Annotated in this window: 19 protein-coding genes; 6 read left to right on the plus strand and 13 right to left on the minus strand. The window is 64.0% G+C overall.

Annotation, left to right across the window (positions count from 1 at the left end; translation table 11 throughout):
* Positions 1-47: 47 nt before the first annotated feature.
* The 3 genes from ASD04_RS05275 to ASD04_RS05285 all read right to left on the minus strand — a co-directional run bounded on the left by ASD04_RS05275 (position 48) and on the right by ASD04_RS05285 (position 5,728).
* Positions 48-2,003, minus strand: coding sequence for a hypothetical protein (locus tag ASD04_RS05275; RefSeq protein WP_056253600.1), 1,956 nt, complete (start codon positions 2,001-2,003; stop codon positions 48-50).
* A gap of 32 nt (positions 2,004-2,035) precedes the next feature.
* Positions 2,036-3,877, minus strand: coding sequence for a flagellar hook-associated protein FlgK (gene flgK / locus ASD04_RS05280; protein WP_056253603.1), 1,842 nt, complete (start codon positions 3,875-3,877; stop codon positions 2,036-2,038).
* A 66-nt stretch (positions 3,878-3,943) separates the two neighbouring features.
* On the minus strand, positions 3,944-5,728 hold the full coding sequence (locus ASD04_RS05285; protein ID WP_056253606.1) for a flagellar hook-basal body complex protein: 1,785 nt from the start codon (positions 5,726-5,728) through the stop codon (positions 3,944-3,946).
* A 306-nt stretch (positions 5,729-6,034) separates the two neighbouring features.
* On the opposite strand from ASD04_RS05285, the gene ASD04_RS05290 reads away from it, so the two are divergent.
* The 4 genes from ASD04_RS05290 (at position 6,035) to ASD04_RS05305 (ending at position 10,442) form a co-directional block, all read left to right on the plus strand.
* Positions 6,035-6,901: a hypothetical protein gene (locus ASD04_RS05290; protein ID WP_056253609.1), complete on the plus strand. Its 867-nt coding sequence runs from the start codon at positions 6,035-6,037 to the stop codon at positions 6,899-6,901.
* Between the two features lie 67 nt (positions 6,902-6,968).
* Positions 6,969-7,886 carry a homoserine O-succinyltransferase gene (metA, locus tag ASD04_RS05295; protein ID WP_056253611.1) on the plus strand — a complete coding sequence of 306 codons (918 nt, stop codon included), beginning with the start codon at positions 6,969-6,971 and terminating at the stop codon, positions 7,884-7,886.
* Between the two features lie 88 nt (positions 7,887-7,974).
* A complete protein-coding gene (locus tag ASD04_RS05300) occupies positions 7,975-9,426 on the plus strand; it encodes a YcjX family protein (RefSeq protein ID WP_056253614.1) in 1,452 nt (483 codons plus the stop codon).
* On the plus strand, positions 9,423-10,442 hold the full coding sequence (locus ASD04_RS05305) for a TIGR01620 family protein (RefSeq protein ID WP_056253618.1): 1,020 nt from the start codon (positions 9,423-9,425) through the stop codon (positions 10,440-10,442). Before ASD04_RS05300 ends, ASD04_RS05305 begins: the two co-directional genes overlap by 4 nt.
* Positions 10,443-10,445: 3 nt before the next feature.
* Here the strand turns inward: ASD04_RS05305 and ASD04_RS05310 are convergent, their stop codons facing one another.
* The 6 genes from ASD04_RS05310 to cysG form a co-directional block, all read right to left on the minus strand.
* Complete coding sequence (locus ASD04_RS05310) at positions 10,446-10,769, minus strand: 2Fe-2S iron-sulfur cluster-binding protein (RefSeq protein ID WP_056253622.1); 324 nt, start codon at positions 10,767-10,769, stop codon at positions 10,446-10,448.
* Complete coding sequence (locus ASD04_RS05315; RefSeq protein ID WP_056253625.1) at positions 10,770-11,795, minus strand: NAD(P)/FAD-dependent oxidoreductase; 1,026 nt, start codon at positions 11,793-11,795, stop codon at positions 10,770-10,772. It lies immediately after the preceding gene.
* Positions 11,796-11,910: 115 nt separating this feature from the next.
* Positions 11,911-13,185 (minus strand): phosphoadenylyl-sulfate reductase, encoded by a 1,275-nt coding sequence (locus ASD04_RS19070; RefSeq protein WP_082531013.1) that lies wholly within the window; start codon positions 13,183-13,185, stop codon positions 11,911-11,913.
* Positions 13,172-14,830 carry a nitrite/sulfite reductase gene (locus ASD04_RS05325; RefSeq protein WP_056253628.1) on the minus strand — a complete coding sequence of 553 codons (1,659 nt, stop codon included), beginning with the start codon at positions 14,828-14,830 and terminating at the stop codon, positions 13,172-13,174. Before ASD04_RS05325 ends, ASD04_RS19070 begins: the two co-directional genes overlap by 14 nt.
* On the minus strand, positions 14,817-15,140 hold the full coding sequence (locus ASD04_RS05330; protein ID WP_056253632.1) for a DUF2849 domain-containing protein: 324 nt from the start codon (positions 15,138-15,140) through the stop codon (positions 14,817-14,819). Before ASD04_RS05330 ends, ASD04_RS05325 begins: the two co-directional genes overlap by 14 nt.
* A gap of 5 nt (positions 15,141-15,145) precedes the next feature.
* Positions 15,146-16,513: a siroheme synthase CysG gene (gene cysG / locus ASD04_RS05335; protein WP_244488258.1), complete on the minus strand. Its 1,368-nt coding sequence runs from the start codon at positions 16,511-16,513 to the stop codon at positions 15,146-15,148.
* A gap of 249 nt (positions 16,514-16,762) precedes the next feature.
* On the opposite strand from cysG, the gene ASD04_RS05340 reads away from it, so the two are divergent.
* A complete protein-coding gene (locus ASD04_RS05340; protein ID WP_056253646.1) occupies positions 16,763-17,224 on the plus strand; it encodes a hypothetical protein in 462 nt (153 codons plus the stop codon).
* A 65-nt stretch (positions 17,225-17,289) separates the two neighbouring features.
* On the opposite strand, the gene ASD04_RS05345 is transcribed toward ASD04_RS05340, so the two are convergent.
* From ASD04_RS05345 to ASD04_RS05360, 4 genes are all read right to left on the minus strand, one after another.
* Positions 17,290-17,610 (minus strand): 2Fe-2S iron-sulfur cluster-binding protein, encoded by a 321-nt coding sequence (locus ASD04_RS05345; protein WP_056253648.1) that lies wholly within the window; start codon positions 17,608-17,610, stop codon positions 17,290-17,292.
* 79 nt (positions 17,611-17,689) lie between these two features.
* Positions 17,690-18,853 carry an SAM-dependent methyltransferase gene (locus tag ASD04_RS05350; protein WP_056253651.1) on the minus strand — a complete coding sequence of 388 codons (1,164 nt, stop codon included), beginning with the start codon at positions 18,851-18,853 and terminating at the stop codon, positions 17,690-17,692.
* Entirely contained in the window at positions 18,850-20,451 is a 1,602-nt protein-coding gene (locus ASD04_RS05355; protein ID WP_056253654.1) for a peptide chain release factor 3, read from the minus strand. The genes ASD04_RS05350 and ASD04_RS05355 overlap by 4 nt, the downstream gene beginning before the upstream one ends.
* Positions 20,452-20,640: 189 nt before the next feature.
* On the minus strand, positions 20,641-21,033 hold the full coding sequence (locus ASD04_RS05360; protein WP_056253657.1) for an Hpt domain-containing protein: 393 nt from the start codon (positions 21,031-21,033) through the stop codon (positions 20,641-20,643).
* A gap of 361 nt (positions 21,034-21,394) precedes the next feature.
* On the opposite strand from ASD04_RS05360, the gene ASD04_RS05365 reads away from it, so the two are divergent.
* Positions 21,395-26,374, plus strand: a complete 4,980-nt coding sequence (locus tag ASD04_RS05365) for a hypothetical protein (RefSeq protein WP_056253661.1) — start codon at positions 21,395-21,397, stop codon at positions 26,372-26,374.
* The last annotated feature ends 52 nt before the right edge of the window (positions 26,375-26,426 follow it).

Raw genomic sequence — 26,426 nt, forward strand, 5'->3', positions numbered from 1 at the left:
AAAACCCTCGGCCTGTGCCGAGGGTTTTTGTTGGCCGTGATGCGCGGCTACATGAAGTTCACGAGGCTGAGCTGGCTTATCATCGAAGTGGCCTGGTAGCTGGCCTGTAGCCGCGTCTGCAGGGCCAGGATTTCCATCGCCACGTCTTCCTTGCTCACCGTCTCGATATCGCTCAGCAGGTTGTCGAGCTGCGCCTTGTAGTTGGTGTGGCGATCGGCGGCGTTGTTGATGCCGATCTGGGCCACGGCCAGCTCCATCGTCAGAACCTCGATGGAGCCGCGCTCGGAATTGTGCGACTCCGACAATTCCGACTGCTGCCGCCGCGCCATGGCGTCGAACCGCGCCTTCGCATTGGTATCGGCATCCGGATAGGTCTCGACCGACATGGCGCCGAGGGAGCGCACCATGCGCAACAGGCCGGATTCGTTGGCTTCGAGGCCGTAGCTGACGCGCGTGGCGTCATCGACCTGGGCGGTGACGCTCTGGCGGGGATTGCCCTCGGCAACCATCGCCGTCTCGGTGAGGGCCTGCTGCAATCCCTTGCTGAAATTCTCGGCGTTTTCGTCGGCGGTGGTGCCAATGCTGAACTGGCCCGCTATCGCCTTGCCCACTACCGCGGTCAGTTCGACCATGCGCGTCGTGCCATTGGGTTCGGTCAGGGTAACGCTGACCTTCTCGCCGGCCGTCAGCGTCCCCGTGAACGCGACCGCGACACTGCTGGGATCGGCGGGGGTGTAGGTGGTGTCGATATTGGTCGTATCGGGCGATACCGCGGTGATCTGGAAGCCATGCGCTGCCGAAACCGGCGACTTTTCCTGCAATGTCACGACGCCGCTGGCCGTTTGTATTCCCAGCCGGCCCAGTCCCTCTGCCGCCACCGCCGGGGATTGGCCGCGATACCACAGCACGGTGTCGGCGTCGGTCGCCACCTTGAGGGCCGTCGCCGTGGCAGGATCGCCATCGACCCGCAAAGCCGGCTCGCCCGGACCGTTAAAGAACATTTCCGCGGCAGCGAAAGTCGATGCCGCTGCCAGATCGGACCCGGCCACTGTTTCGAGGCTGGCCTGGAGGGCCGCCTTGAAGTTGGTGGCGGTAATGGCCGGATCGGCAGGAACGGCGGGCGGGCCGACAACCCCGGGATCGACCACGAACTCTCCCTTGCCCGGCGGGGCATCCTCGGGAGCGATCGCGGTGAGCGTGATCTGGGTATCGAGGCCATCGGGCAATTGCAGGCCCAGCGTGATGGTCTGGCCCGGCAGCATCTGCTCGGCGGGCGGCGCTTCGAAGGTGATGGTGTTGGTATTGCCGAGCTGCGGCACGGCGACGGGCGAGGCGGCGATCGCCCCGACATTGACCGATGTCGCCGGCGCCGTGCTGGTCACGCGCAGCAGCTTGAAGCCGAATGGGTGAATGCCGTCCTCGGTCAGGCTGACGGAGTTTGTCGTCGGCTGGTCGAGCTTCAGGCGCCCCAGGCCATCGGCGCCGGCATCGGCCGCCTTGCGCTCGCCCACCACGCTCTTGAAGCCGTCCTTGCCGCCAATGCCTTCGAGCAGGCTGGTCGTATCGGGCAGCGGCGCGCTGTCGGTATTGGAGCCGCCGAACAGATAGCGCCCCGCCACATCGGCATTGAGCAGGGTGACCATCTCGTCGAACCGCGCCTTGGACAGGCCCGGCACCGTGGCCATGTTGATATTGTTGGTGCCGTACTGCCCCTGCACCGCCGAATTGCGGGCCTCGCCCTCGATGGCATCGAGACGGGTCATGGTCTTGTCGAGAAAGCTCAGGCGCAGGTTGACTGTGTCGATATTGGCCGAGAAGCCCTCGATCTTGCTGAGGCGCGCGCGCACCGACAGCGACATGGGCAGGTCACGCCCCATTTCGGAGAGCTTGGATGCGCGTTCGCCGGTACCCAGCTGCATCTGCAGCGTGGCGAAGCGGCCTTGCATCTTCGAGATGACGCCGAATCCGGTTTGCAGCGGAAACATCGACTTGTTGACGATCATCTTACTCTACTCCTTCGCATCCACCGCTGCCGTCACGTCGAAGCAAGCAGCGCGTCGAGCAGTTCCTTGACGACGGAAACCACGCGCGCATTTGCGGCATAGGCATTCTGCAATTCCATTAGCCGCGCCATTTCCTCGTCGACATTGACGCCGTAGTCGGATTCCATCTGGTCGACGATGGTATCCAGCGTCAGTTGGCGGTCGTCATTCTTGCTGATGGCCGCATTGATGGTCGATCCCTGGAAGCCGACCACCTGCGAAATCAGTTCGCTGAGATTGCCGCTCAACTGGAAGCGTCCGGTATTGGCGGCAGGATTGCCCCCGGAGACGAACTGCATCTTGCTGAGCTGGTCGATCACATAATCGGCGCGGTCGGCATCGCCCAGCGTACCGCCGACCTCGTATTGCACCAGCAGGCGGTTGTCGGCGAGGATCACCGGATCGATCGAGATACGCGCCGCAAAGCCCTGCTTCTGCGGCGGGTCGGTATCGAGATTGTTGGTGAAAGCCGAGTTGCCCTGATCGACGAACAGGTTGAACCCCAGCCCCGAACCCTGCAGGCTGGTCGAGCTGGAGCGAGCGACGGCAGTGCGCACATCGGTCTTACCGGCAGCGCCATCGTCGAGAATGCGCAGGTTGTTAGCGCCAGTGCTGCTGATATCGAGGTTCGGCAGCTTGGCATCGAGCGCCGCGGCGACCGCCGCCGCGCCGGCCGAGAAATCCACGCCGATGACCCGTTGGCCCGAGGCATCCACATAGTCCTGCGCCTGGCTGGTATTGACGATGCGCACCCGCTTTTCGACGCCGTTCTCGGCATAGGTGAGCAGGACATCATTGCCCGGCGCCATATTGGAAATGTCGACATCGAGGCCTTCGGCGCCAGCGCCATCGGTAGCGGCCACGCCATTGGTCTTGTTGGTCGAGAAAGCCTGCGCCAGGCCCGCGGCGATTTCATCGAGCTGGTCCTGCGCCTCGACCAGGGTCTTGTCGCGCAGCGTGACGAGGCCGCCGAGTTCCCCACCCTGCAGGACGCCCTGCGTCACCAGGTCGATGGTGAGGCCGGAGGGCGTGGTCAGCGTCATCTTGCCGACCTTGGTCTTGGCTGGATCGACGTCGAACACCGAATTCGGCGACAGGTTGCCGGCGCTCTCGAACTTGAAGGTCGATACGCCATTGTCGATCAGGCCGACGCCTGAACGCGTCATCAGCGCCACGGTGCCGTCCGGCCGATAGTCCGCCCGCACGTCGATCATTTCGGCGACCGAACCGATCAGGCGGTCACGCTGGTCGAGCAGGGCCGCGCGGGACGTCTCCGTCATGCCCAGATCGAGCATGCGGTTATTGACCTCGGCAAGCGAGTTCAACATCCCGTTGAGATTGTGGACGTTGGAGGCAATCTGCCCCTCCGTCTCCTGGCGCATGCCCTGGATGGTGGTGGAAAGCCGGTTGAGCGTTTCCACCATGCTTTGTGCCGAGGCAACGGCCTGGGCCCGGGAGTTGTAGTCATCGGGACTGGTGGCAATGCCCTGGAGGGCATTCTGCAAGTCGCCAAACACGGTATCGAGCGAGCCGGCCGTGCCGGGCTTGCCCATGAAACCCTGGAGGCGATCGAGATAGCCGGCCTGGATGCCGGAATTGGCGGTGTCCGATACCTGGCGGTTGTAATAGGCCTGCAGGCTGGAATTGAAGGCGCGATGCGTGCCCACCGAGCGGGCGTAGCTGCTGTCCTGCGAATTATAGTCGACAATGTTGAGCGACTGCCGGTGATAGCCCGGCGTGCCCGAATTGGCGATGTTGCGGCTCAGGATGTCGAGAGAGTCCTGATTGACCCGCAGACCGGACACAGCGTTGGTGAGTGATGCCGTCAGACCCATTCACAGGACTCCGAACTGAAGGACCGGCCCGGAGCCTGGCTCCGAGCCCCACTGGCTTGCTCCGCGTCAGCGGATCATGTTGAGCGCTTCCTGGAGCATGTCGTCGGCCGCACTGACGATGCGCGTACCGGCCGCATAGGCCTGCTGAGTCACGATCAGCTTGGTGAACTCGTCGGAAATATCGGTGTTGGAGGCTTCGAGCGCCCCGCCGATGACGCCAGAGCCGGAGAGATCGAGAATGGCCTCGCCCGATTCCGAGGTGCTGGCGAATACGCCGCCATCGAGCCGCTTGAGCTTGTTGATGGCGTTGAACTCGGCCGTCACCACCTGGGCCATGTCGATGCGTTCGCCGTTGGAATAGGTGGCCACGACACGGCCGCTGTCATTGATCGCCACCGAGACGAACTCGCCGGCGCCGTAACCGTTCTGGTTCAGCGTGGAGACGTTCACCGTGCCGTTGACGTCGGCGAACTGGGACACGCCGTTGGTATCGTGCTTGAGCTCCACATCGCCCAAGGCCACGCCGTTGACGACGAGATCGTTGATCATCGCCGTGGGAACGCCGGGAGGCACCAGCGAGCCATCGCCACGGAACACATAGTCCTGATCCACCCGCGTCCACATCGGCGATGTACCCGTCGCCGCGCTGTTGGACATGTAATAGAGGTTCCATGTGTCCGCGCCACCCGCGGCAGCGCTGTCCACCTTGGCCCAGCGCATCTGCACGTTGGCCGGAGCGCCGTTCTCGGCATAGACCGTGATGGCACCACCAGCGATCGAATTGGCCTTGAACTCGGCATCGAGGTCGGCCGCGACCGTCTCCACGTCCGGCCGCGTCGGCGCGCTGGACGCGCCATCCGTCAGCCCCAGGGCCGTCATGGCTGCGGCGTCGCCTGTCACCGAGAAGGACGCATGGAAGTCCGAGCCCAGCGTGATCTCGAGGTTGTCGGCGCCATTGATGCCGACGGTGGCCGTCGCCGCAGCCGGGCCGCCCGCCGAGATCAATCCCGCCTGCATTGCGGCGAGAGCAGCGTTGATCGTCACTGCCGGAACGGTGGTGGCCGATACGTCGATGCCGGTGTTGGTGCCGGCATAGGCTGCCACATCGCTGTCGTAGAAGTCGAATTTGACCGCAGTGCCATTTACCGTGACGGTGATGGATTCGCCCGGGGTCATCACCGTAGCCGCGTTGAGTGTACCATCCGTCAACAGACCGCCGGCACCGGCCTTCGTCGCCGTGGTGGAGCCGGCCAGGTAGTCGTTGGCCTCCATCAATTCGCTGTTGTAGATGGTCGGGTTGTAGCCGGTATTCTTGGGCAGTTGCGGCAGGTTGGCCTGGTAGTTGACGCGAGTCGTCGCCTGGGCCGGCAGGAAGTTGTTGGAGAGCTTGATCACCTCGGGCACTGACCCCGAAATATTGCCGGTCAGCGTGTCGATCGGCAGGCCCTTGAGGTAGTAGCCGGCTCCGTTGACCAGCAGACCATCCTTGTCGATCTCGAAATCGCCGCGGCGGGTATAGAAATTGGTGCCGGCGAACACTGCATTGCCGTCCGACTGGCCGATCTTGGGCTCGACGACGAAGAAGCCGTTGGAATTGAGCGCGATGAAGGTTTCGTCCGACACCGTCTTGATATCGCCCTGCACATTGTTGGTGCCGCGCGACTGCGCCAGCACGGCGCCGGGAACCTGGCGCGAGATCGGAGCATCGGGGATCAGATCGATGAAATCGGTTTCGATGCGCTTGTAGCCCGTCGTCTGCGAGTTCGCGATATTGCCCGAGATGTTCTCCAGTGCGTGGGCCTGGGCCCGCAGACCGGTCACCGCACTGGAAAGAGCGCCATAAATGCCCATGTGAAACTCCGTAAAACCCGTTTGCGTCGTCGGACGCGTTCGACAATAACGATGCAAGCGGGGTGCCAACTCGCCTTGCCGTTGATTTTGCTGAGTTATCTGGTGCGGGCGAGCCGAAATGTGGCGACATCCCGGCAATTGAGTCCGAGCCGGCGGCAGAATTTGCCGCCCGCTTGTGAACAGTGGGCGGTTGCATTAAATGCAACCTGGCATTCTTCCACCGCGTCATTGGTGCGCTGGAAGAAGGGAGATTCCCGCTTTCGCGGGAATGACACGGTGATGGGGCGGCGAAAGCCGTGTCTACGGATGCTGTTCAGTAGTGCCGATGAGTTCGTCAACGCCCCGCGCCGCGCGGTGACTGTGTTCGGCATGGCTGGCGTCGGCAAGACGCGCTTGAGCGCCATGCTGCGCGCCAGCAACTGGTTTCACTACTCCGCCGACTATCGCATCGGCACGCGCTATATGGGCGAGTACATCGTCGACAACTTCAAACGCGAGGCGATGAAGGTGCCGTTCCTGGCCGAGCTGTTGCGCTCGGACTCGATCTACATCTCGTCCAACATCACCTTCGACAATCTCGATCCGCTGTCGAGCTATCTCGGCACGCCCGGCAATCCCGACAAGGGCGGCCTGCCGCTGGCCGAATACCAGCGCCGGCAGGAACAGCACCGGATCGCCGAGGTCGATGCGCTCAAGGACGTGCCGCATTTCATCGAGCGCGCCAAGGCGCTCTATGGCTATGACGACTTCATCGCCGATACCGGCGGCTCGCTGATCGAGGTGATCGACCCCACCGATCCGCAAGACCCGGTGGTGAAGACTCTGGCCGCTTCGACCGCCCTGCTCTATATCCGCGGCACGGAAAAGGACGCGGCCGAACTGGTACGGCGCTTCAGGCAATCACCCAAGCCGATGTATTACCGCCCGCCCTTCCTCATCGAGAAATGGTCTGAATACAAGCTGATCCACGGCATCGTAGAAGATTGCGATGTCGACCCGCTCGGCTTCGGCGCCTGGGGCTTCGAGGCCCTGCTGCATGACCGGCTGCCGCGCTACCAGGCGCTGGCCGATAATTTCGGCTATGTGGTCGAAGCTTCGGACCTCGCCACCGTGCGCGACGGCGACGAATTCATTGATCTCATGGCCGCCGCGATCGAGCAGCGAATGCGTTAGCGCGGACTCCACTGGAGACGCGCAATGCCTGAATCGCTTTTCGATCAAACTCGCTCAAGAGGCTGATATGCCTATCCGAATTCCTGACAACCTGCCCGCCCGCAAGACGCTCGAAGACGAGGGCGTCTATGTGATGGATTCCGCGCGCGCCGCGCGGCAGGACATCCGCCCGCTCGAAATCGGCCTGCTCAACCTGATGCCCAACAAGGAGCGCACCGAGACCCAGTTCACCCGCCTCATCGGCTCGACGCCGCTGCAGGTGGAACTGACGCTGGTGCGCGTCACCGATCATCAGTCCAAGAACACATCCGAGGATTACCTCAAGACCTTCTACAAGACCTGGGAAGAGGTGCGGGAAAAGAAGTTCGACGGCTTCATCATCACCGGCGCGCCGATCGCCAATCTGCCCTTCGAGGAGGTGCGCTACTGGCCCGAAATGCTGGAGATCATGGATTGGACTCAGACCAACGTTCACCACACCATGTTCATCTGCTGGGGTGCGCAGGCGGCTCTGCACCATTTCCATGGCGCCCGGCGCTATCGTATGGCCGAGAAGGCCTTCGGCGTGTTCCGCCATCAGGTCATCAATCCGCGCTCGCCCTTCCTGCGCGGCTTCTCGGACAGCCCGATGATCCCGGTGTCACGCTACAACGATATCGACCGCACGACCTTCGGCCCCGATCTGGAAGTGCTGATCGACAATCCGAATATCGGCATCTGCATGCTGGGCGACCAGAAGCATCGCGCCGTGCATTTCCTCAACCACCTCGAATATGACAACCGCTCGCTGGCCGACGAATATGAGCGCGACGTCAAGGCAGGGCTGGGCACGCCCCCACCGGCAAACCTGTTTCCCAACGGTGACACGTCGGCCATGCCCGAAAACCGCTGGCGCAGCCACGCCCATCTGCTGTTCCAGAACTGGATCAACGAGATCTATCAGACTACGCCATACGAGATGGACAGGATCGGCACCGGCGCCTGACCCGGTCGGGCTCCGCCACGGCGGAGCCCAAACGCTTGAACCGCCGCCACAAATCCCTATCTTGCGTAGGGACAAGCGAGACAAAAGCGTGCCCCAGCCACCCACGACCATCGTCGACGAACTGGGCATCGCCCTGTCCAACCTGGCCGACGTCGCCACGGGCGCCTTTACCCCGACATTGCGGCTGGGCGTCACCGGCCTCAGCCGGGCCGGCAAGACCATCTTCATCACTGCTTTGGTGCATAACCTGCTCACGGGCGGCCGCCTGCCCGGCTTCGCGCCTTTGGCCGAGGGCCGTTTCATCGGCGCAAGGCTGGCCGAATATCCCGACGCCACCATTCCTCGTTTCGCCTATGAGCAGCATCTCGATGCGCTCACCGGAAAGACGCCGGCCTGGCCGGAAAGCACACGGCGGATTTCCCAGCTTCGCGTGGTGCTGAAATTCCAGTCCAGAAACTGGTATTCCGGCATGACCGGGCCTTCCACCGTCAACCTCGATATCGTCGATTATCCCGGCGAATGGCTGCTCGACCTGCCGCTGCTGGGCCTGAGCTTTGCCGAATGGAGCGCCGAGGCGCTGGAGCGCGCCGACCGCCCCGGTTCCGGCAAGGAGGCCGGTCCGTTCCTCGACCTGCTCGAAAGCATCGATCCGCTTAAGGAGGCTAACGACCCCGACGCGGAAAAGCTGGCCGCCGCCTTCACCGACTATCTGCGCAAGAGCCGCGAACATCAGGCGCTCTCGACCCTGCCGCCCGGCCGCTTCCTGCTGCCGGGAGACCTGGAGGGATCGCCCGCGCTGACCTTCGCGCCATTGCCGCCGCAGCGGCAGGCCATTCGCGGCAATAGCCTCTATGCCATGCTGGAGCACCGCTACCAGGCCTATAAGGACCGCATAGTGCGCCCCTTCTTCCGCGATCACTTCGCCCGATTGGATCGGCAGATCGTGCTGGTGGACGCGCTGCGGGCGCTCAATGCCGGCCCGACCGCTGTGGCAGACCTGGAGACGGCGCTGACGGCTGTGCTCTCCTGCTTCCGCCAGGGCGAGACCAATCCCCTGCTGCGCCCCTTCGTACGCAAGATCGATCGGATATTGTTCGCCGCCACCAAGGCCGACCATGTGCATCACACCAGCCATGACCGGCTGGAAGCCATCCTCAATCGCCTCGTGGCCAATGCTTCAAAGCGCGCGCGCTTTGCCGGGGCCGAGGTCAAATCCATCGCCATGGCCGGCATCCGCGCCACGCGCGAGGGCACGATATCAGAGGGTGGCGAGACGCTGCCGACGATAATCGGCACGCCGATGCACGGCGAGACGCTTGATGGCACCAGCTATGACGGCAAGACGGAAATCGCCTTGTTTCCCGGTGACTTGCCGGAACGGCCGGATTCACTGTTCGAGGACGGCACGCCCGTTGCGCTCAACTTTCTGCGCTTCACGCCGCCGCAGAAGCTCGATCGCAACGCCAATGGCGACGTGGTGCTGCCCCATATCCGCTTCGACCGCGCGCTCGATTATCTGGTGGGAGACTGGCTCGCATGAAACGCCCCATCGCCCGCCCGACCACACCGGCTGACGACTCCCCCGAAAGCTTCCGCGCACCGCGGGCCTTTGCGCCGGCCAAGGTGGAAATAGTCGAACCGGAATTCGATGCTGCTACCGACGAAACACTCATCGCGCCGGCACCGCGCCGCATGGGCTGGGTCGGGCGGCTGGCCTGGACGGCGGGCGGCGTATTGGTGTCTGCCGGGCTGGGCCTCGCGGCCGACCGGCTGATCCGCGACCTCTTTGCCGCCAATGAATGGCTGGGCTGGCTGGGGCTCGGTGTGCTGGGGGTCTTCCTCATCGCGGTGCTGGCACTGGCCACCCGCGAAGTCTTCGCCTTGCGCCGCCTGCGCGTGCTCGATGCCTTGAGGCGAGGTGCGGCGCAAGCCACGGCCGACAATGACGGACACAAGGCAAAGCACGTCGTCGAAAGCCTTGAGGGCATCTATGCCGGCCGACCCGACCTGGCGCGGGCGCGGCAGGGCGTGGCCGACAACCTGCCCCATATGTTCGACGGGCACGAAATGATCGCGCTGGCCGAGCGCAGCCTGATGGCGCCGCTCGACGCCAGGGCGAAGGTGCTGACGGCCGCCTCGGCCCGCCGCGTCGCGCTGGTGACGACGGTGTCGCCGCGCGCGCTGGTCGACATCGCCTTCGTCATCTATGAGAGCTTCCGCCTCTCCGGTGCCATTGCACGGCTCTACGGGGCCCGTCCGGGCTTTTTCGGCTCCTGGCGGCTGCTGGGGGCCATCCTGACCCATCTGGCCGTCACGGGCGGCCTGGTGCTCACTGACGGGGTGGTGGAGCAGCTGGTGGGCCAGGGGCTGGCGGCCAAGCTCTCCGCCCGGCTGGGCGAGGGCGTGGTCAATGGCTTGATGACCGTGCGCGTCGGCATCGCCGCCATGCGCGTCGTGCGCCCCCTGCCGTTCGAGACGCAGAAACAGCCGATGGTACGGGACTTCATCCCCGAACTGACCAACGTCACTACTGCCCAGGCAAAAAGCCCTCAGTAGACCTCACGCGTCCTTGGCGGCGCTCGACGCCAGGGTCAGCTTGAGCCCATCGATCGCATCGCTGCACAGGATCTGGCAGCAGAGCCGGGAATTGGAGCGGACGTCACCGACGCTGTCGAGCATGTCCTCCTCTTCGTCGCTGGGGGCGCCGACCACATCGAGCCAGTCCTTGTCGACATAGACATGGCAGGTGGCGCAGCTCATGGCGCCACCGCATTCTGCCTTGATATTGAGGCCCCAGTCGCGGATCACTTCCATGACGCGCCAGCCCTCGAGCCCTTCGAGCTCGTGGTTTTCCCCAGCCTGGTCAGTGACATGGATGATCATTTAGGCGACGCCGAGCTTTTTCTGCAGCTTGGTGGAGCTGGTGGTGTACTGGAAGACCACCCGCTCGCCCGGCGACACGATCGCCTTGGCGGCCTGGGCCATCAGCGCGGCTTCGTGGAAGCCGGACAGGATAAGCTTGAGCTTGCCGGGATAGGAATTGATGTCGCCGATGGCGAAGATGCCCGGCACCGAGGTTTCGAACTTCTCGGTATCGACGACGATGGTGTTGTCGTTGAGTTCGAGACCCCAATCGGCAACCGGACCCAGCTTCATGGTCAACCCGAAGAAAGGCAGCAAACGTGTTGCCGGAACTGAAAGATCGCCTGCATCCGTCGTCAGATGCACATGATTGATCTGGCCGTCTTCGCCGTCGAGCTTGGCGATCTGGCCGGTGAGGAAGTTGATCTTCCCCTCGCCCACCAGCTCCTGCATCTTGTTGACCGAGGCCGGGGCGGCCTTGAACACGGCGCGGCGGTGCACCAAGGTCAGGGAGCGGACGATGGGCTGGAGATTGAGCGTCCAGTCGAGCGCGGAATCGCCGCCGCCGACAATGACCACGTCCTGGCCGCGGAAATCGTCCATCTTGCGGACGGAATAGAAAACCGACTTGTTTTCAAAGGCTTCGATGCCGTCGACCGGCGGACGCTTGGGCTGGAACGAGCCGCCGCCGGCGGCGATGACCACGACCTTGGCGTGAAACACCTCATCGGCGTCGGTCGACAGCCTGAACGAGCCGTCTTCCTGCCTCTCGATGGTGTTGATCATGCGGTTGAAGTGGAATTCGGGCGCGAACGGCGCGATCTGCGCCATCAGATTGTCGGTCAGCTGCTGGCCGGTGACCACGGGGAAACCGGGGATATCGTAGATGGGCTTTTCGGGATAAAGTTCGGCACACTGGCCGCCGGGCCGGTCGAGAATGTCGATGAAATGACATTTGAGATCGAGCAATCCGAGTTCGAAGGCTGCGAACAGCCCGCAGGGGCCCGCGCCGATCACAACGACATCGGTGGTGATTTCAGTGGTCATTTCAAACTCTTCTCAGGCCAGCATGGCCATACTTTGCTCGGCCTCATCCCCGCGCAAGCGGAAATAACGCCGTGAATGGAAAGGATCAAATCCTGACGAGTGCGATCCACTTACCCTAGAGAACGCGACGAAGAAAGGGGCGCGTGCCGACGGGAACTTCCCTGGTGCCGACCGGCTGATAAAACAGCGCCACCTCTGGCAGGCGGTCCTCGATGAGCGCCTGGCGCGTCGGTTCGTGGGTGACCACGAAGGCGGTGAAGCCGCAACGCCGCATCAGCGGAATCTGGTCCTGCAAAACATCACCAATGGCCCTGATTTCGTTAGCGTACTGGTAACGTTGAGACAGCAGACGTGCGGTTGAATAGCCACGGCCATCGGTGAAGCCGGGGAACTTGATGGCGATCGAGGCGAAGCGCCCCACATCGGCCTCCACATCCTCGGCACGGTCACCCGGCGACACCAGCAGCCCCAGCGGATGCGGGTTGGCCAGGAACGCCGCGCGATTGGCGAGGAACACCGGCAGCGGAACATGGGTGTAGCTGGCCGTGGCCGGATCGCTGTCTTCGGTCCACTCATGGAACGGATCGGCGATGAAGGCGCCGTCTTTCCACAGCGTATGGCGGGTCGCGGCAGTCATCGGCCTGGCAATCGCTCCGTTGAAATCGAAGTGGATGCCGCACTCTTTCTTGTTGAGACCGCGCCACCGTCCAGCGCGCGGATCCTCGCCCTCGGCAACGACCGAGGTGCAAGGCGCGCAGCCAATGGACTTGTAGCCCTTAGCGAACAGCGGATGCTCGGGCAAGCCGTGGTCGATCTTATACTGGTTGACGTCCGCATCGGTGAAGTAGGCCAACGGATTGACCTTGATGCGGTTGTCGCTGGTCAGCTCGAAATGCGGCAGCACGCCGCGTTCCCTGGTCTGGAAGCGCTTCCGCCCGGTGACCCAGCCGCCATACATCTCGGTGATCGGCTCGAGCGGCTCGGTCTTGCGGATATGGCAGCAGGAATCGGGATCGGTTTCCCAGAGGTCGCCCTTGGGATCGAAGCGCTTCACGTCATCGGAACTGGGATGGATGGCATGGACGTTGATCAGGCCTAGATGCTTCTTGAGCGTCTCGACATAGTCGAGCGTCTCGCGGAAATGCTTGCCGGTTTCGAGGAAATAGACCGGCATCGACGGATCGACCTGCGCCACCAGATGCAGCAGCACGGAGGAATCGGCGCCAAAGGACGAAACGATGGCCAGATCCCCCGGCAGCACGTCGCTGACGGCGTAACGGAGCACGCCCAGCGCGTCCATTTCGTCGAACATGCCGTTGAGCGCCAGGATGCCCAGCGCGCGCAGCTTGTCATGCGCGGGCTGGACCGGGGCGAGCTTAGGCAGTGCCATAAAGGGCCTCCTTGAAGGGCGCTTCGCCCAGGCGGCGATAGGCTTCGATGAAGGTTTCGTCGGCGCTGGTGCGACGGGCGATATAGGTATCGACCAGCGTCTCGATGGCGCCGGGGACATTTTCGGCCTCGAAACCGGGGCCGATGATCTTGCCCACCGAAGCATTCTCCGTGGCGTCGCCACCCAGGGTGATCTGGTAGAGCTCGCCGCCCTTCTTCTCGACGCCGAGGATGCCGATATGGCCGACATGGTGGTGGCCGCAGGCATTGATGCAGCCGGAAATCTTGATCTTGAGCGCGCCGATCTCGGCCTGGCGCTGCGGCGCGGCGAATTTGCGCGAGATTTCCTGCGCGATCGGGATCGAGCGGGCATTGGCCAGCGCACAGAAATCAAGACCGGGGCAGCAGATCATATCGGTGATGAGACCGGTATTGCCCTCGGCCAGTTCGGCCGCCACCAGTGCATCATAGACCGCGCGCAGATCGGCGATGGCGACATGGGGCAGGACCAGGTTCTGCTCATGAGTGACGCGCAATTCATCGAACGAGTAGCGTTCGGCGAGGTCCGCCACCACATCCATCTGCACATCGGTCGCATCGCCCGGCGCGCCGCCGATGGGCTTGAGCGAAATGGTAACCGAGGCATAGCCGGGCTGGCGGTGCGAATTGATATTGTTATCGAGCCAGCGGCCATAGGCGGGATCGACGATGGATTGGTAAGCCACATCGATCTTCGTCGCCGTCTGCACCTTGAAATCCGGTGCGGCGAAATAGGTGGTGATGCGGTCGACTTCCTCGGCCGGCAACGTCAGCTCGCCACCGCGCACCTGGGCGAACTCGTTTTCCACCTGGCCCTTGATGGTCTCAAGGCCCTCTTCGTGGACGAGGATCTTGATGCGTGCCTTGAACTTGTTGTCGCGGCGGCCATAGCGATTGTAAACGCGCATGATGGATTCGAGATAGGCGAGCAGATGCTCGTTGGGCACGAAGCTGTTGATCAGCTTGGCCACAATGGGCGTACGCCCCAGCCCGCCGCCGACCCACACTTCCCAGCCGATCTCGCCGGCCGCATTGGCCACGGCCTGCAGGCCGATATCGTGAAAGCGGATGGCCGCCCGATCGCTGGGCGAACCGCTCATGGCGATCTTGAACTTGCGCGGCAGGTAGCTGAATTCGGGATGCAGGCTCGACCACTGGCGGATGATCTCGGCCACCGGACGGGGATCGATGATCTCGTCGGCGGCAGCGCCGGCAAACTGGTCGGTGGTGGTGTTGCGGATGCAATTGCCCGAGGTCTGGATCGAGTGCATTTCCACCGAACCCAGTTCACGCAGGATTTCTGGCACGTCCCTGAGCTTGGGCCAGTTGAACTGGATGTTCTGGCGCGTGGTGAAGTGGCCATAGCCGCGATCATAGGTGCGGGCGATATGGGCCAGCTTGCGCAACTGGCGCGAGGACAGCGTGCCATAGGGCACCGCGATGCGCAGCATATAGGCGTGCAGTTGCAGATAGAGCCCGTTCATCAGCCGCAGCGGGCGGAACTGGTCTTCCGACAGCTCGCCCAAAAGACGGCGGTTCACCTGATCGGAAAACTGCGCGGTGCGGCCCGCCACGAAGGCCGCGTCGAATTCGTCATATCGATACATGACCGTCCTCATCCAGATGCTGGCGGTCGTAAATCTCGCCTTTCAGCGTCAGCGGCGCCGTCGGCCCCCTGGCCCGAATGCGTTCGCGCAGGCGCTTGGGCACCAGCAGGCCATCCTGCAGCGTCACTTCCTCGATCTCGAGGCTGATGATGCGGCCGCCCGCCTTGGTGGTGGCCAGCGCCGCATCGCGCTCGGCGGCCTCTTCCTTGGTGAAGAGGCGCGACGCCTGCAGGTCCTCGACCCAGTTGTTGCTGTTGCCGAGGTACACTGTGCCCCCCGATGTCAGCTCGTTGCCTGTCAAAATTTCCATTGCTGCTACGCTACCTTGAAGCTCATGCCGGCGAGTTGGGCAGCGTCTGCCCAGTCTCCGGCCCCAACGGCTTCGCCTACGAAGATGATTGCCGGACCGTCGCTGAACGTCGCCTGACAGTCGATCAGGGACTGCAGGCAGCCCGAATATGTGGTCATGGTGCTGCGCCCGGCATTGACCACGATGCCCACCGGCAGATCGGCCCGCGCGCCGTGGGCGACGAGCCGGGCGGCGACGTCGGGCGCGATGGACTTGCCCATGTAAAGCGCCAGCGTCAGACCGGCCTGCGCCAGCGATGCCCAATGGGCGAGGTCGCCATCATCGGCGCCATGCGCCGTCGCCGTGACGAAGCCGCTGGAGACCTTGCGCAGAGTGACCGGGGTCGCCGTATCGGCGGCGGCCGCCAGGGCGGAGGAAATGCCGGGGACGATCTGGTAGGCAATGCCGGCCTTGCGCAGGGCGGCGATTTCCTCGCCAGCGCGGCCGAACACCATCGGATCGCCCGACTTGAGACGGGCGACACGCTTGCCCTGCAAGGCCAGCCGGACAATCAGCGTATTGATCTGCGCCTGCGAAAAGCTGTGATGGCCCTTGGCCTTACCGACATCGATGCGCTCAGCGTCGCGGCGGCCCATATCGACAACGACACCGGGCACGAGCTGGTCATGGACGATGACATCGGCTTCCTGCAGCAGGCGCTGGGCGCGCAGGGTGAGCAAATCTTCCGAACCGGGGCCGGCACCGATCAGCCAGACGACGCCCTGCGTCCGGCCATTGGCGTGCTGCGCCAGCAGGGCCTCGGCGGCATCGAGCCCCTGCCCCTTGCTTTCGGCGGCCTCAATTTCGGGTGAGGTCACCAGCGCCTCATAAAAGCGGCGGCGGGCGGCGCCATCATGGATGAGGCTCTCGGCCGCCTTGCGCAAGCGCCCGGCGAGGCCGGCGATTTTGCCGATCCGCGGCGACAGCATGGCTTCGATGCGGGCGCGCACCAGGCGAGCCAGCACCGGCGCATCGCCCTCGGTGGAAATGGCGACGGTGAGCGGCGCGCGGTCGACAATGGAGGGCGTGTAGAAATCGCACTCGGCGGGAACATCCACCACATTGAGCGGGATGCCGCGTGAACGGGCTTCAGCCTTGGCCAGATCGGCATCCGGGCCCTGTTCGGCGACGAAGAGCAACGCGGCGTTGTCGAGATCGGACGGGGCAAAGGCCCGCTGGATCAGCTCGACGGGGAAACCTGTGAAAGCGGCGTCGATGTGACGGGAAATAATGACTACTGAAGCAGTCGTCTTAGTGACCAACCGGACCTTGTTGAGGGCTTCTTCTCCACCGCCGAGGATGACGATGCGCTGACCCTGAACTTTGTAGCTCAACGGAAATGTGTTGAGTTGACCCATTGGAACCCTAGTGTGAACGACAGGAAAATAATCCAAACCAGCCCAACCCGGCAAGGCTTTGAAATTCAATAGCTTTTATATTTCCCTGCAAAGGGCCGGCGTGGAATGGCAGCTATGGCTTTGGCGCAAAGCCGCTAAATGAATCTTTGCGCGGGGAAGCCGGAGAAAATTTTGCTTGCCAATATGCGAACAACGGCACGGTGCCTGGCCAGGCGGAGCGGGAAAATGATGCAGCATGCCTTCAGGGGCCTCGTGGTGACCGCAGCCTTGGCCGGTAGCCTGACGGCGGCCAATGCCCTCATGCCACTGGCGAAGCCCGCTGCATTTCCGGACATCGATCCAGGCAACGCCGCACCCTTTGCCGGCGCGTGGGCGGTCACCGTTCCAACCATGGAGGTGGGCATCCCCGACACAGTGCTGGCGCGGTGCGAACTGCCGGTCCGCATCGAGGCGGCCGATGCGACGCACATCTTCTATCTCGGGCCCCGTGACCAGGAGGCCGACGCGGCCATGGCCCTTCGGGAACTGAATGGCGGCGCCCTGTGGGAGCCGATTGCCGGGGGGCCGAACTTCTTCGCCTTCTGGGTCGGCCACGACCTGTTCTACCTCTATGACGAGGTTCCCCCGGACGATGCGGGCTGGGGCCGGCCTTATGTTTACGTCCGGTGTTTGCAGGGTGCGAGTTAGATCATCGTGGCCCGCCCTCGTGATGAGGCGGCAGCGCAGCGCCCCTCGAACCACGAGGCGTGGCGCTAGCCCTGGCGGCCGGGGACGTGGACGACCAGCCCGTCCAACTCGTCCTTGACCTTGATCTGGCACGACAGGCGACTGGAGGCTTTCACATCGAAAGCAAAGTCCAGCATGTCTTCTTCCATCATCGAGGGACCGCCGACCGTTTCGGTCCAGGCGTCATCGACATAGACATGGCAGGTGGCGCAGGTGCAGGCGCCGCCGCATTCGGCGACGATGCCCGGAATACCGTTCATGATGGCGGTTTCCATCACCGTGGCGCCGTTATCGCCCTCGGTCTCGATGCGTTCGCCGTCCTGCTGGACGAAAGTGATCTTGGTCATGGTATCTTCGGGCTTGCTGATTGCATCGTATATAGGCGATGGGCGGGGATTTAAAAAGCCATAGCTTGGAAAAGCTCTCCTACAAGCCCAGCAAGCCTTCCAGATAATGCCGCTCCACGCCGAACAGCGCCTTGGTCTCGGCGATCTGCTTGAGTACGGCGTCGCGGTCGCGCCCTGCCCGCCCGTCTTTTTCGGCGACGACAAGGTTGTTCTTGGGCGTGTGGGCATCCGAGACGAATTCGAACACCTTGACGCGATAGCCGCTGAGTTCGAGCAGCAGGGCGCGGAACGTGTCGGTGACCATTTCAGCCTGGCGTTCGAGGAAAATGCCGTGGCGCAGCAGGACGCCGAGTTCGGTCGCGGGCTTGCCGGCCTCCATCTGGCGACGGATCTGCTTGTGGCAGCAGGGGGCGACGGCGATCAGGGAGGCGCCGGCCTTGATGCCCTGATAGATGGCGTCGTCGGTGGCGGTGTCGCAGGCGTGGAGCGCGATGACGGCATCGGCGCCAGTGGCGTCATAGTCGAGGATGGTGCCGGGGACGAAGCTGAGGCCGGCAAAGCCCGAAGCCGCGGCGGTGGCATTGCCGTCGGCGACCAGCTTGTCGCGCAACTCGACGCCGATGATGTCGGCTTTGCCATCGAGATAGTCGTAGAGGGCGAAATCGAGGTAGCCCTTGCCGGCTCCCATATCGACGATGCGGGGTTTGTCGACCTTGATGGCTTGAATCAATGGCGCGAAAATCTCGACCATCTTGTTGATTTGCCTGAACTTATCCTGGGCGTCGTTGCGGACCTGGCCGTCCTTGCCCGTGATGCCGAGGGCGTGGAGCCAGGGCTTGTCGGTGGCGGTCAGGGGACGGTTTTTGGCACGATCATGCCCGGTCGAAGGGGCAACACGACCCGCGACATCGGTGCGCTTGAGGCGGACCTTGTCGCCGTTTCGCTCGAAGGTGAGGTCGAATTCGGTGGTGGCTAGGCGGGCGCTGCGAAATTCGTCGCGCAGGGCCGTGCGCAGATTGCCCAGCGCTTCGGGCTGGATCTGGTTCTTGATGATGTCGCGTGTCTTGTAGTGGAAAGTGAAGCTGAACTTCTCGGTCCCCTTGGCGACGATCTTCTTGACGTCGATGGACTTGAGGTCGGCCTCGGCGCCGTGATAACCGCCCAGCTTGAGCCCGATCAGGGTGTTGGCGGCGAAGGCCGCCTTCACCGCGCCAAGAAACTCCTCGATGCGCTCGGTGCTCAATGCCGTTCCTTCGTGGTGAGGAAGGCGATCTTGGGGAAATCCTGCTTGGCGCGGTCGGCCCACCAGGCGTTTTGCGCGAGGAACACGGGCGCGCCGGTGCGGTCCTCGGCGATGTTCATCTTCTGGGCGGCGATGAAGCGGTCGAGCTCCTTGGGATCGTCGCTCTCGATCCAGCGGGCCACTTCGTAATTGAGGCTCTCGAAAGTAATCGGCACGCCATATTCCTTGGCGACGCGGCTGGACAGCACTTCGAGCTGCAACTGGCCGACCACCCCGACGATCCAGTCGGCGCCGACGACGCGGCGGAAGACCTGGGTCACGCCCTCTTCGGAGAGATCGGAGAGGGCCTTGGCCATCTGCTTGGTCTTCATATGGTCGGTGAGGCGGACGCGGCGGATGATTTCCGGGGCGAAATTGGGAATGCCGGTGACATTGATCGTCGCGCCTTCGGTGAGCGTATCGCCCACCGAGAGGGTGCCGTGATTGGGAATGCCGACAATGTCGCCGGCCACGGCCTGTTCGGCCAGTTCGCGGTCATTGCCGAAGAAGAACATCGGGTTGGAGACCGCCATGTCCTTGCCGGAGCGGACATTCTTGAGGCGCATGCCCCGGGTGAAGGTGCCGGAACAGAGGCGCACGAAGGCGATGCGGTCGCGGTGGTTGGCATCCATATTGGCCTGCACCTTGAAGACGAAGCCGGTGACCTTCTTGTCATCAGGCGCGATGGGGGCGGGAATGGCCGGCTGCGGGCGCGGCTCGGGGCCCCATTCGCCCAGCGTGCGCAGCAATTCGGCGACGCCGATGCCCTTGAGCGCGGACCCAAACAACACGGGGCTGAGATGCCCGGCATGGAAGGTTTCGAGATCGAAAGGCGGCAGCATGGCCGTGGCCATTTCGAGCGTTTCCAGCGCCACCATGAAGACAGGATCATCGACCAGCTTGTCATTGTCGAGCAGGTCTTCGATGGCGTCGTATTCGGCGATGGGCTTGCCCTGGGGCGAGACGACCCGCTTTTCGAGCAGGTCCAGATAGCCGTGGAAATCGACGCCCTGCCCTATGGGCCAGAGGACGGGGGTCAGGTCAAGCGCCAGCTTGCCTTGGATTTCGTCGATCAGATCGAGCGGCGAGAGGCCCTCGCGGTCCACCTTGTTGATGAAGGTGATGATGGGAATGTCGCGCAGGCGGCAGACTTCGAAGAGTTTCAGGGTCTGGCTTTCGATGCCCTTGGCGGCGTCGATGACCATGATGGCCGCGTCGACGGCGGTCAGGGTGCGGTAAGTGTCCTCGGAAAAGTCCGAGTGGCCCGGCGTATCGAGCAGGTTGAGGGTCAGCCCGTCATATTCGAAGGTCATCACTGACGAGGTGATGGAAATGCCGCGCTGCTGCTCCATCTCCATCCAGTCCGAACGGGTCGAGCGGACGCCGGCCTTGCCGCGCACCGCGCCGGCCGACTGGATGGCGCCGGCCGCCGCCAGCAGGCGTTCGGTGAGCGTGGTCTTGCCGGCGTCCGGATGCGAAATGATCGCAAAGGTACGGCGGGTACGGAACGGCTCGGCATTGGACCGGGGCGCAGCCTCGGCGGCAGAAGATAAGGTCATGGGAACGTGTCGGGTCATGGGCCGCGGGAACGGCGCGGCGCGTCAGATATTGGCCGCTGTATAGGGGCAGACAAGTAGAGGGTCAAATGACGGCTTTGGAGCCGCGCCACGCTGGCAGCGGATCGCGACGGTAATCAGATCGCTATCTGATACTCGCCACGCGCACCTCGATCGTGAGGGCCGGCGGCGTCAGGCCGGCTCGTTGCTCAGCATGCGATCGATAAAGACGCGGACTTCCTCGATGGCCATGCCCAGATCGGCTATGCGTTCGGTGGTCAGGGGCCGTCCGGCCTGCATTTCGACTTCCGCGGCCTTGGCCAGTTCGGCAATGGTCCAGGCGCCGACGCCACCGGCAGCCCCCTTGATGGAATGGAGGTTGATCGCCAGGTCGTCATAGCTGGCGGCCAGTTCGAGGCGCCCGAAATAGGTTCTGACCGTGGTATCGAACAGGCGGAGGATCTCGTATTCGAGATGTTCGTCGCCCAGGCACTGCTTGGCCAGATGCACCAGGTCGATGGGCCGCATCGGCCGGACATGGACGAGCTGATCGTGCTTTTCGACTGCTGCTGATCGCTGCGCCATCCTGGCGGCTCCCTGACTGGTGCGGCGACGCGCCCACAGGACAATGCCGCACCCGCCAGCCTAGAACGAGCAGGTGAACAGGGGATTAAGCCACACCTTTGCCTTTGTTTGCCGGCTCTGATGGCGCCGGTCCTTCCCCAGAAAATTAACCTTTGGGTAAGAAACCGTTCGGTTTGGGTAAAATTGAATGTATTAATGGGCTTTGAACCAGCGCGCGGCGGCGACGGTTGGGGGGGACGATGCGGGGCATTTGCATCGAATTGCTTCCATTTGACGATGCGACCGGAAACGGCTGCGGAGTCATGATAACTCCCGTAGTCCGCCTTGTTGCTGTCAAGCCGACGCGAGAGTTGTAAAGAGTATGGCGAAGAATCCGACCCCCCATAACGATCCCGCCGCGCTGGCCTTTTCGGCCGTCGAAGACGCTCTGAAGGAATCGGTGTTCAGCCTCGATAGCCCGGCCCAGCCGGCGGCGGACAAGAAGCCGGCGGAAAGCGCGCGCTCCGAGCGCCTGCGCGCCGCCGACAAGATTGCCCAGCAGGCCGGCAGCGTCGCCAATGACGACCGCTTCCCGACCTCGAAAATCCTCTACAACCTGCAGAACCGCTCCTCGTCCGCCCCGACCTGGATCGCGCTGGTGCTGTCCATCGTCTGGCTGGCCGTCGCCGGAACCGTGGCGTGGCTGCGCTATGGCGCGCAAATGGCCAATTTCGGCCAATTCGTCGGCACCATCGATTTCATCGGCCTGCTCGCCATCATGATCCTGCCGGTGCTCGGCTTCTTCGCCGTCGCCACCCTGTTCCGCCGCGCGCAGGACCTGCGCAATGCCGCCTCCTCGATCACCCAGGCCGCCATTCGGCTCGCCGAGCCCGAAGTCACCGCCGCCGACAAGGTCGCCTCGGTGGGCCAGGCCGTGCGGCGCGAGGTCAATGCGCTGGGCGATGGCCTCGAACGTGCGCTGAGCCGCGCCGGCGAGCTCGAAGTGATGATCCACAACGAGGTCACCGCACTCGAACGCACCTATTCGGACAATGAATCGCGCATGCGCGCGCTGATCGCCGAACTGGCCAGCCAGCGCGAAAGCGTGCTGACCAATACCGAGCGGGTGCGCGAAGCCATCACCGAAAGCCATACGGGCCTGGTCTTCGACCTCGACATGATCAGCCAGCGCATCGCGGGCACCATTGTCGAAAGCGGCGGCAACCTGACCCGCGCGCTCGAAACCGCCGGCAATACGCTGACCAATTCCTTCGGCGAGCGCACCGAGAACTTTGTTTCGCTGGTGGATAACCGGACCACCGATTTCCTCTCGGCGCTCGATGACAGCGCCGGCCGCCTGTCGCTGAGCTTCCAAGACCATTCGGCGACCATGTCGTCCAACTTCGAGAACCGCGCCAGCGAACTGAGCAACACCATCGACAGCCGCATGGGCGCGCTGACCGGGGCGCTGGACGAGCGGACCCTGGCCCTTTCCTCGGCCTTCGAGCAGCATACCGGGGCCCTGTCGCATCTGCTGACGGATGGCGGCGCCGCTTTGCTCGGCCAGCTCCGCGAACGCGGCCATGAAGTTACCGGCGGCCTCGACATGATCGGCCAGCGCATTGCCGAGGATATCTCTTCGCGCTCGCGCGAAGCCGAAGTGCTGCTCAATGCGCTGACCCGCCAGCTCGATGAATCGGTGTCCATCCAGCTCAACGCCATGGATAGCCGCCTGCAATCGGCGGTGATCGAGATCAATGGCGCGCTGGACGATACGTCGGAACGCGCCCGCATCACGCTGGCGACTGCAGGGCAGGATTCGCTCAGCCAGTTCGACGCGCGCCTCAACGAGATCGCCGCCATTCTCGACACGCGCCTGCACACGCTGGACAATGTCATCGGCGACAAGGGCGACAGCCTTCTCGCCCGGCTCGACGAGCAGGGCACCAGCTTTGCCGCCCGCGCCAATGTGCTGGAAATGGCGCTCAACGAGGAATCGGGGCGCTTTAACGACGTGGTGGCCGAACGCACCCGCGAACTGGGCGAAGTGCTCGGCGCGCGCACCAAGGCCATCACCGAGAGCCTGACCAACCGCACGCGCGAAATCTCGGATTCGCTCGAAGGCCATGCCGGCATCATCGCCGAGGCCCTCGATGGCCGCACCAAGGCCGTGGACGAACTGCTGGCCGCCCGCACCACCGAGATGAGCGAAGCCATCCGCGCCCGCAGCGAAGAGCTGGGCGAGACGCTGACCGGCAGCACCACAGCCTTCGACCAGGCCATTGCCGGCCGCACCCAGCGCCTTGCCGATACGCTGACGGAAAAGACCACCGCCCTGTCGCTTGAACTGGATTCGCGCACCGGCACGCTGGCCAGCCAGCTCGACGAGCGCACCACTTCGCTGGTGTCCCAGATCGAGGAACGCACCACCACGCTGACCGGGGAACTCGACCATCGCGCCGAAGAATTGCGTACCGCGCTCGACGGCGGCACCCAGCAGCTGGCCCAGGCCATCGGCACCCGCACCCAGCAGCTTTCCGAAGCGCTGGGCGGCCGCACCCAGGCGCTCAGCGACACACTGGCCACCCATACCGCCTCGATCGGGGAAACCATCGGGCTGCGCACGGCCGAACTGGCCGACACCATCGCCCAGCAGGGCGAGGAAGCCCGCGCCAAGATCGACGGCTCGCTGCGCACCGCCACCGACACGATGGGCGAGCGTGTGACCACCATGTCGGCGCTGATCACCGAGAAGGTCGCCGAGCTCAACAGCAATCTCGGCGAAGGCCTCGACAGCGCCATCGCCCGTATTTCCGACGCCGAGCATGGCGTGGCCGCGCGCATCGATGCCGCCAGCGCCACGGTCAGCGAAAGCGCCCGCCAGGCTGCCGACCTCATCGAGACCGGCGTTACTTCGGCCCGCCAGGCCATCAGCGACATGGTCGACCAGCGCCTGGGCACCCTGCCCGAGGCGATCACCGCCCGCGCCGACATCACGGCCGAACGCCTGGCCGCCCTCAACGCCTCGATCAACACATCGATCACCCAGTCCATGGCCGATCTCGAAGCTGGCGCCGACCGGATCGAGGAAACCATCGCCACCCGCATCACCGCGGCGACGCAGAACATCTCGAGCGATATCACCAATACCGCCAACCGCATGGACAGCGCCGTGCGCACCGCGCTGGAGCAGATCCGCGTGGCGGCCACCGATATCGACCAGTTGCTCACGGTCAAGGCGGTGGGTGCGGTCGATACGATCGAGACCCGCCTCAGCGACATCAACCGCTCGGTGGAACAGCATACCAGCGCCTTCGCCAACCTGGTCAGCGAGAAGTCCGACCAGTTGCAGGGCGCCCTCAACAATCACGGCAACCTGCTGCGCGACGCACTGGGCGAGAATGCCCGCGAAGCCGAGGCCATCATGGCCGTTTCGACTTCGCGCATTCTCACCGACGTCACCGCGGCCTTGGGCAAGCTCAACGACTCCAACCTGCTGCTGCAGCGGGTGCTGGATGCATCCACGGCCAACCTGGCCAATCTCGAAACCAGTGTCGCCCAGCAGACCTCGACCTATTCGACCACGGTGCGCGAAGCCATCGGCCAGACCGAACAGGCTGGCGCCATGGTCAGCCAGCATGTCTCGGCCCTCCAGACCACCATTCGCGGCATGGTCGACGAGTTCTCGACCGTGCTGGGGCGGCTCGATTCCGAAGCGGCCAACATGTCCCAGGCTTCCAATGCGCTGGCCCTTACCAGCGACGAGGCCCTGCAGACGCTCGAAGATCGCCGCAGCGCCATGGATGCGCTGGCGCAGAGCTTCGCCGCCCGCGCCGACGATATCGACGGCCGCATGCGCCTCTTCGCGCAGTCGATTGCCGATACGGTCAACGATACCGAACGCCGCCTGATCGGCGCCCGCCGCGCCATGGACGAAGCCCTGACGGCCACGTCGGGCACCATTGCCGAAACGATCAAGTCGTCCACCGACAGCGTCACCGAAGCGCTCTATGCCACCAACGAGCGGTTCACCACGACCCTCGCGGCCAATGCCGGCCAGGTCGATAATGCCGTGCAGCGCGCCGCCGATGCCGCCGCCGCAGCGCTCAGCCAGACCGCTTCCTCGGTCCGCATGGCGCTCAACGACCAGACCGCGCAGGTCAACAACGCGCTCGAGGACAATGCCAACAAGGTCAGCGATGTGCTGGCTGCCACCGCCGGCAACGTCACCGACGTTCTCACCACCACCACCAGCACGCTGGCGGATACGATCAGCGACAGCTCGATATCGGTGCGCAACGCGGTCGCCTCCAATGCCGGCCAGCTCCGCAACGCCATCGACCAGACCACCGGCACCTTCCGCCAGGCGCTGGACGAGACCTCGAGCGAAGTTACCAGCCGCCTGGGCGAATTCCGCGGTGCCGCCGATGCCGAAGGCCGCCGCGCCAATGCCGCCCTGCAGCAGGCGCAGCAGATGATGATCGGGGAAATGCAGCGCGCCATCGAGGAAGCCACGCTCCGCTTCAACGACACCGCCCGCGCCATGCGCGAGACGGCCCGCGAAGTGGGCAGCGAGCTCGAGGCCACCCGCGCCGAACTGGCGCGCGGCGTCAACGAACTGCCTGAGGAAACCCGCGCCAGCGCCGCCGCCATGCGCCGCGTCGTGGCCGAACAGATCGAGGCACTGTCCGAGCTCAACGCCATCGTGCGCAGCCAGCCGGCTACCCATGATCTCAACGATCGCCGCCCGCCGCGCCCGGCTGCGCGCGCCGAAATCCGCCAGGAGCCCCCAGCCTACCAGGCGCCGCGCGAAAGCTATCGTGAGGAACCCGCCCGGCAGGCGGCAACGCTGGTCGATCCGATCCGCGCGGCCGAGCCGGCCCGCCGCGCCGAACCTTTGCGCCAGCCCGAGCCGCAGCCCGAAGCCGAGCCTGCCGAGGCCCCGGTGGCCAGCGACAATGGCGGCTGGCTACGCGACGTGCTGCGCAACGCCACCGCCAAGCAGCAGGGCACGCAGCCCCAGCAGGTCGGCCTTTCCGGCCTGACCGACGAGATCGCCCGCTCCATCGACGATGGCGCGCTGGCCGATGCCTGGGCCCGCTACCAGGCTGGCGAATCCAATGTGTTCTCGCGCCGCATCTATACGCTGAGCGGCCAGGGCACCTATGACGAAGTGCGCAAGAAGCTGCAGCGGGAGCCCGAATTCGCCCGCACCGCGCAGGCCTATATGAGCGAGTTCGAACAGCTGTTGAAACGCGCCGCCGCCGGAGCCCATCCCGCCGCCGAAACGCGGGAATACCTGCTGAGCGACCGCGGCAAGGTCTATACGACCCTGGCCCATGCCAGCGGCCGGCTGAACTGATCGCAACCAGAACGAATTGAAAAGGCCCCGGCACGATCCGGGGCCTTTTGTC

Source organism: Devosia sp. Root436 (assembly GCF_001426345.1).
In the GTDB taxonomy this organism is placed as follows: Bacteria; Pseudomonadota; Alphaproteobacteria; order Rhizobiales; family Devosiaceae; genus Devosia.

Coding starts and splice junctions, on each gene's coding strand:
- ASD04_RS05275 (WP_056253600.1), bottom strand. CDS start 2,003: ATGATCGTCAACAAGTCGATGTTTCCGCTGCAAACCGGATTCGGCGTC.
- flgK (WP_056253603.1), bottom strand. CDS start 3,877: ATGGGTCTGACGGCATCACTCACCAACGCTGTGTCCGGTCTGCGGGTC.
- ASD04_RS05285 (WP_056253606.1), bottom strand. CDS start 5,728: ATGGGCATTTATGGCGCTCTTTCCAGTGCGGTGACCGGTCTGCGGGCC.
- ASD04_RS05290 (WP_056253609.1), top strand. CDS start 6,035: ATGCTGTTCAGTAGTGCCGATGAGTTCGTCAACGCCCCGCGCCGCGCG.
- metA (WP_056253611.1), top strand. CDS start 6,969: ATGCCTATCCGAATTCCTGACAACCTGCCCGCCCGCAAGACGCTCGAA.
- ASD04_RS05305 (WP_056253618.1), top strand. CDS start 9,423: ATGAAACGCCCCATCGCCCGCCCGACCACACCGGCTGACGACTCCCCC.
- ASD04_RS05310 (WP_056253622.1), bottom strand. CDS start 10,769: ATGATCATCCATGTCACTGACCAGGCTGGGGAAAACCACGAGCTCGAA.
- ASD04_RS05315 (WP_056253625.1), bottom strand. CDS start 11,795: ATGACCACTGAAATCACCACCGATGTCGTTGTGATCGGCGCGGGCCCC.
- ASD04_RS19070 (WP_082531013.1), bottom strand. CDS start 13,185: ATGGCACTGCCTAAGCTCGCCCCGGTCCAGCCCGCGCATGACAAGCTG.
- ASD04_RS05325 (WP_056253628.1), bottom strand. CDS start 14,830: ATGTATCGATATGACGAATTCGACGCGGCCTTCGTGGCGGGCCGCACC.
- ASD04_RS05330 (WP_056253632.1), bottom strand. CDS start 15,140: ATGGAAATTTTGACAGGCAACGAGCTGACATCGGGGGGCACAGTGTAC.
- ASD04_RS05340 (WP_056253646.1), top strand. CDS start 16,763: ATGATGCAGCATGCCTTCAGGGGCCTCGTGGTGACCGCAGCCTTGGCC.
- ASD04_RS05345 (WP_056253648.1), bottom strand. CDS start 17,610: ATGACCAAGATCACTTTCGTCCAGCAGGACGGCGAACGCATCGAGACC.
- ASD04_RS05355 (WP_056253654.1), bottom strand. CDS start 20,451: ATGACCTTATCTTCTGCCGCCGAGGCTGCGCCCCGGTCCAATGCCGAG.
- ASD04_RS05360 (WP_056253657.1), bottom strand. CDS start 21,033: ATGGCGCAGCGATCAGCAGCAGTCGAAAAGCACGATCAGCTCGTCCAT.
- ASD04_RS05365 (WP_056253661.1), top strand. CDS start 21,395: ATGGCGAAGAATCCGACCCCCCATAACGATCCCGCCGCGCTGGCCTTT.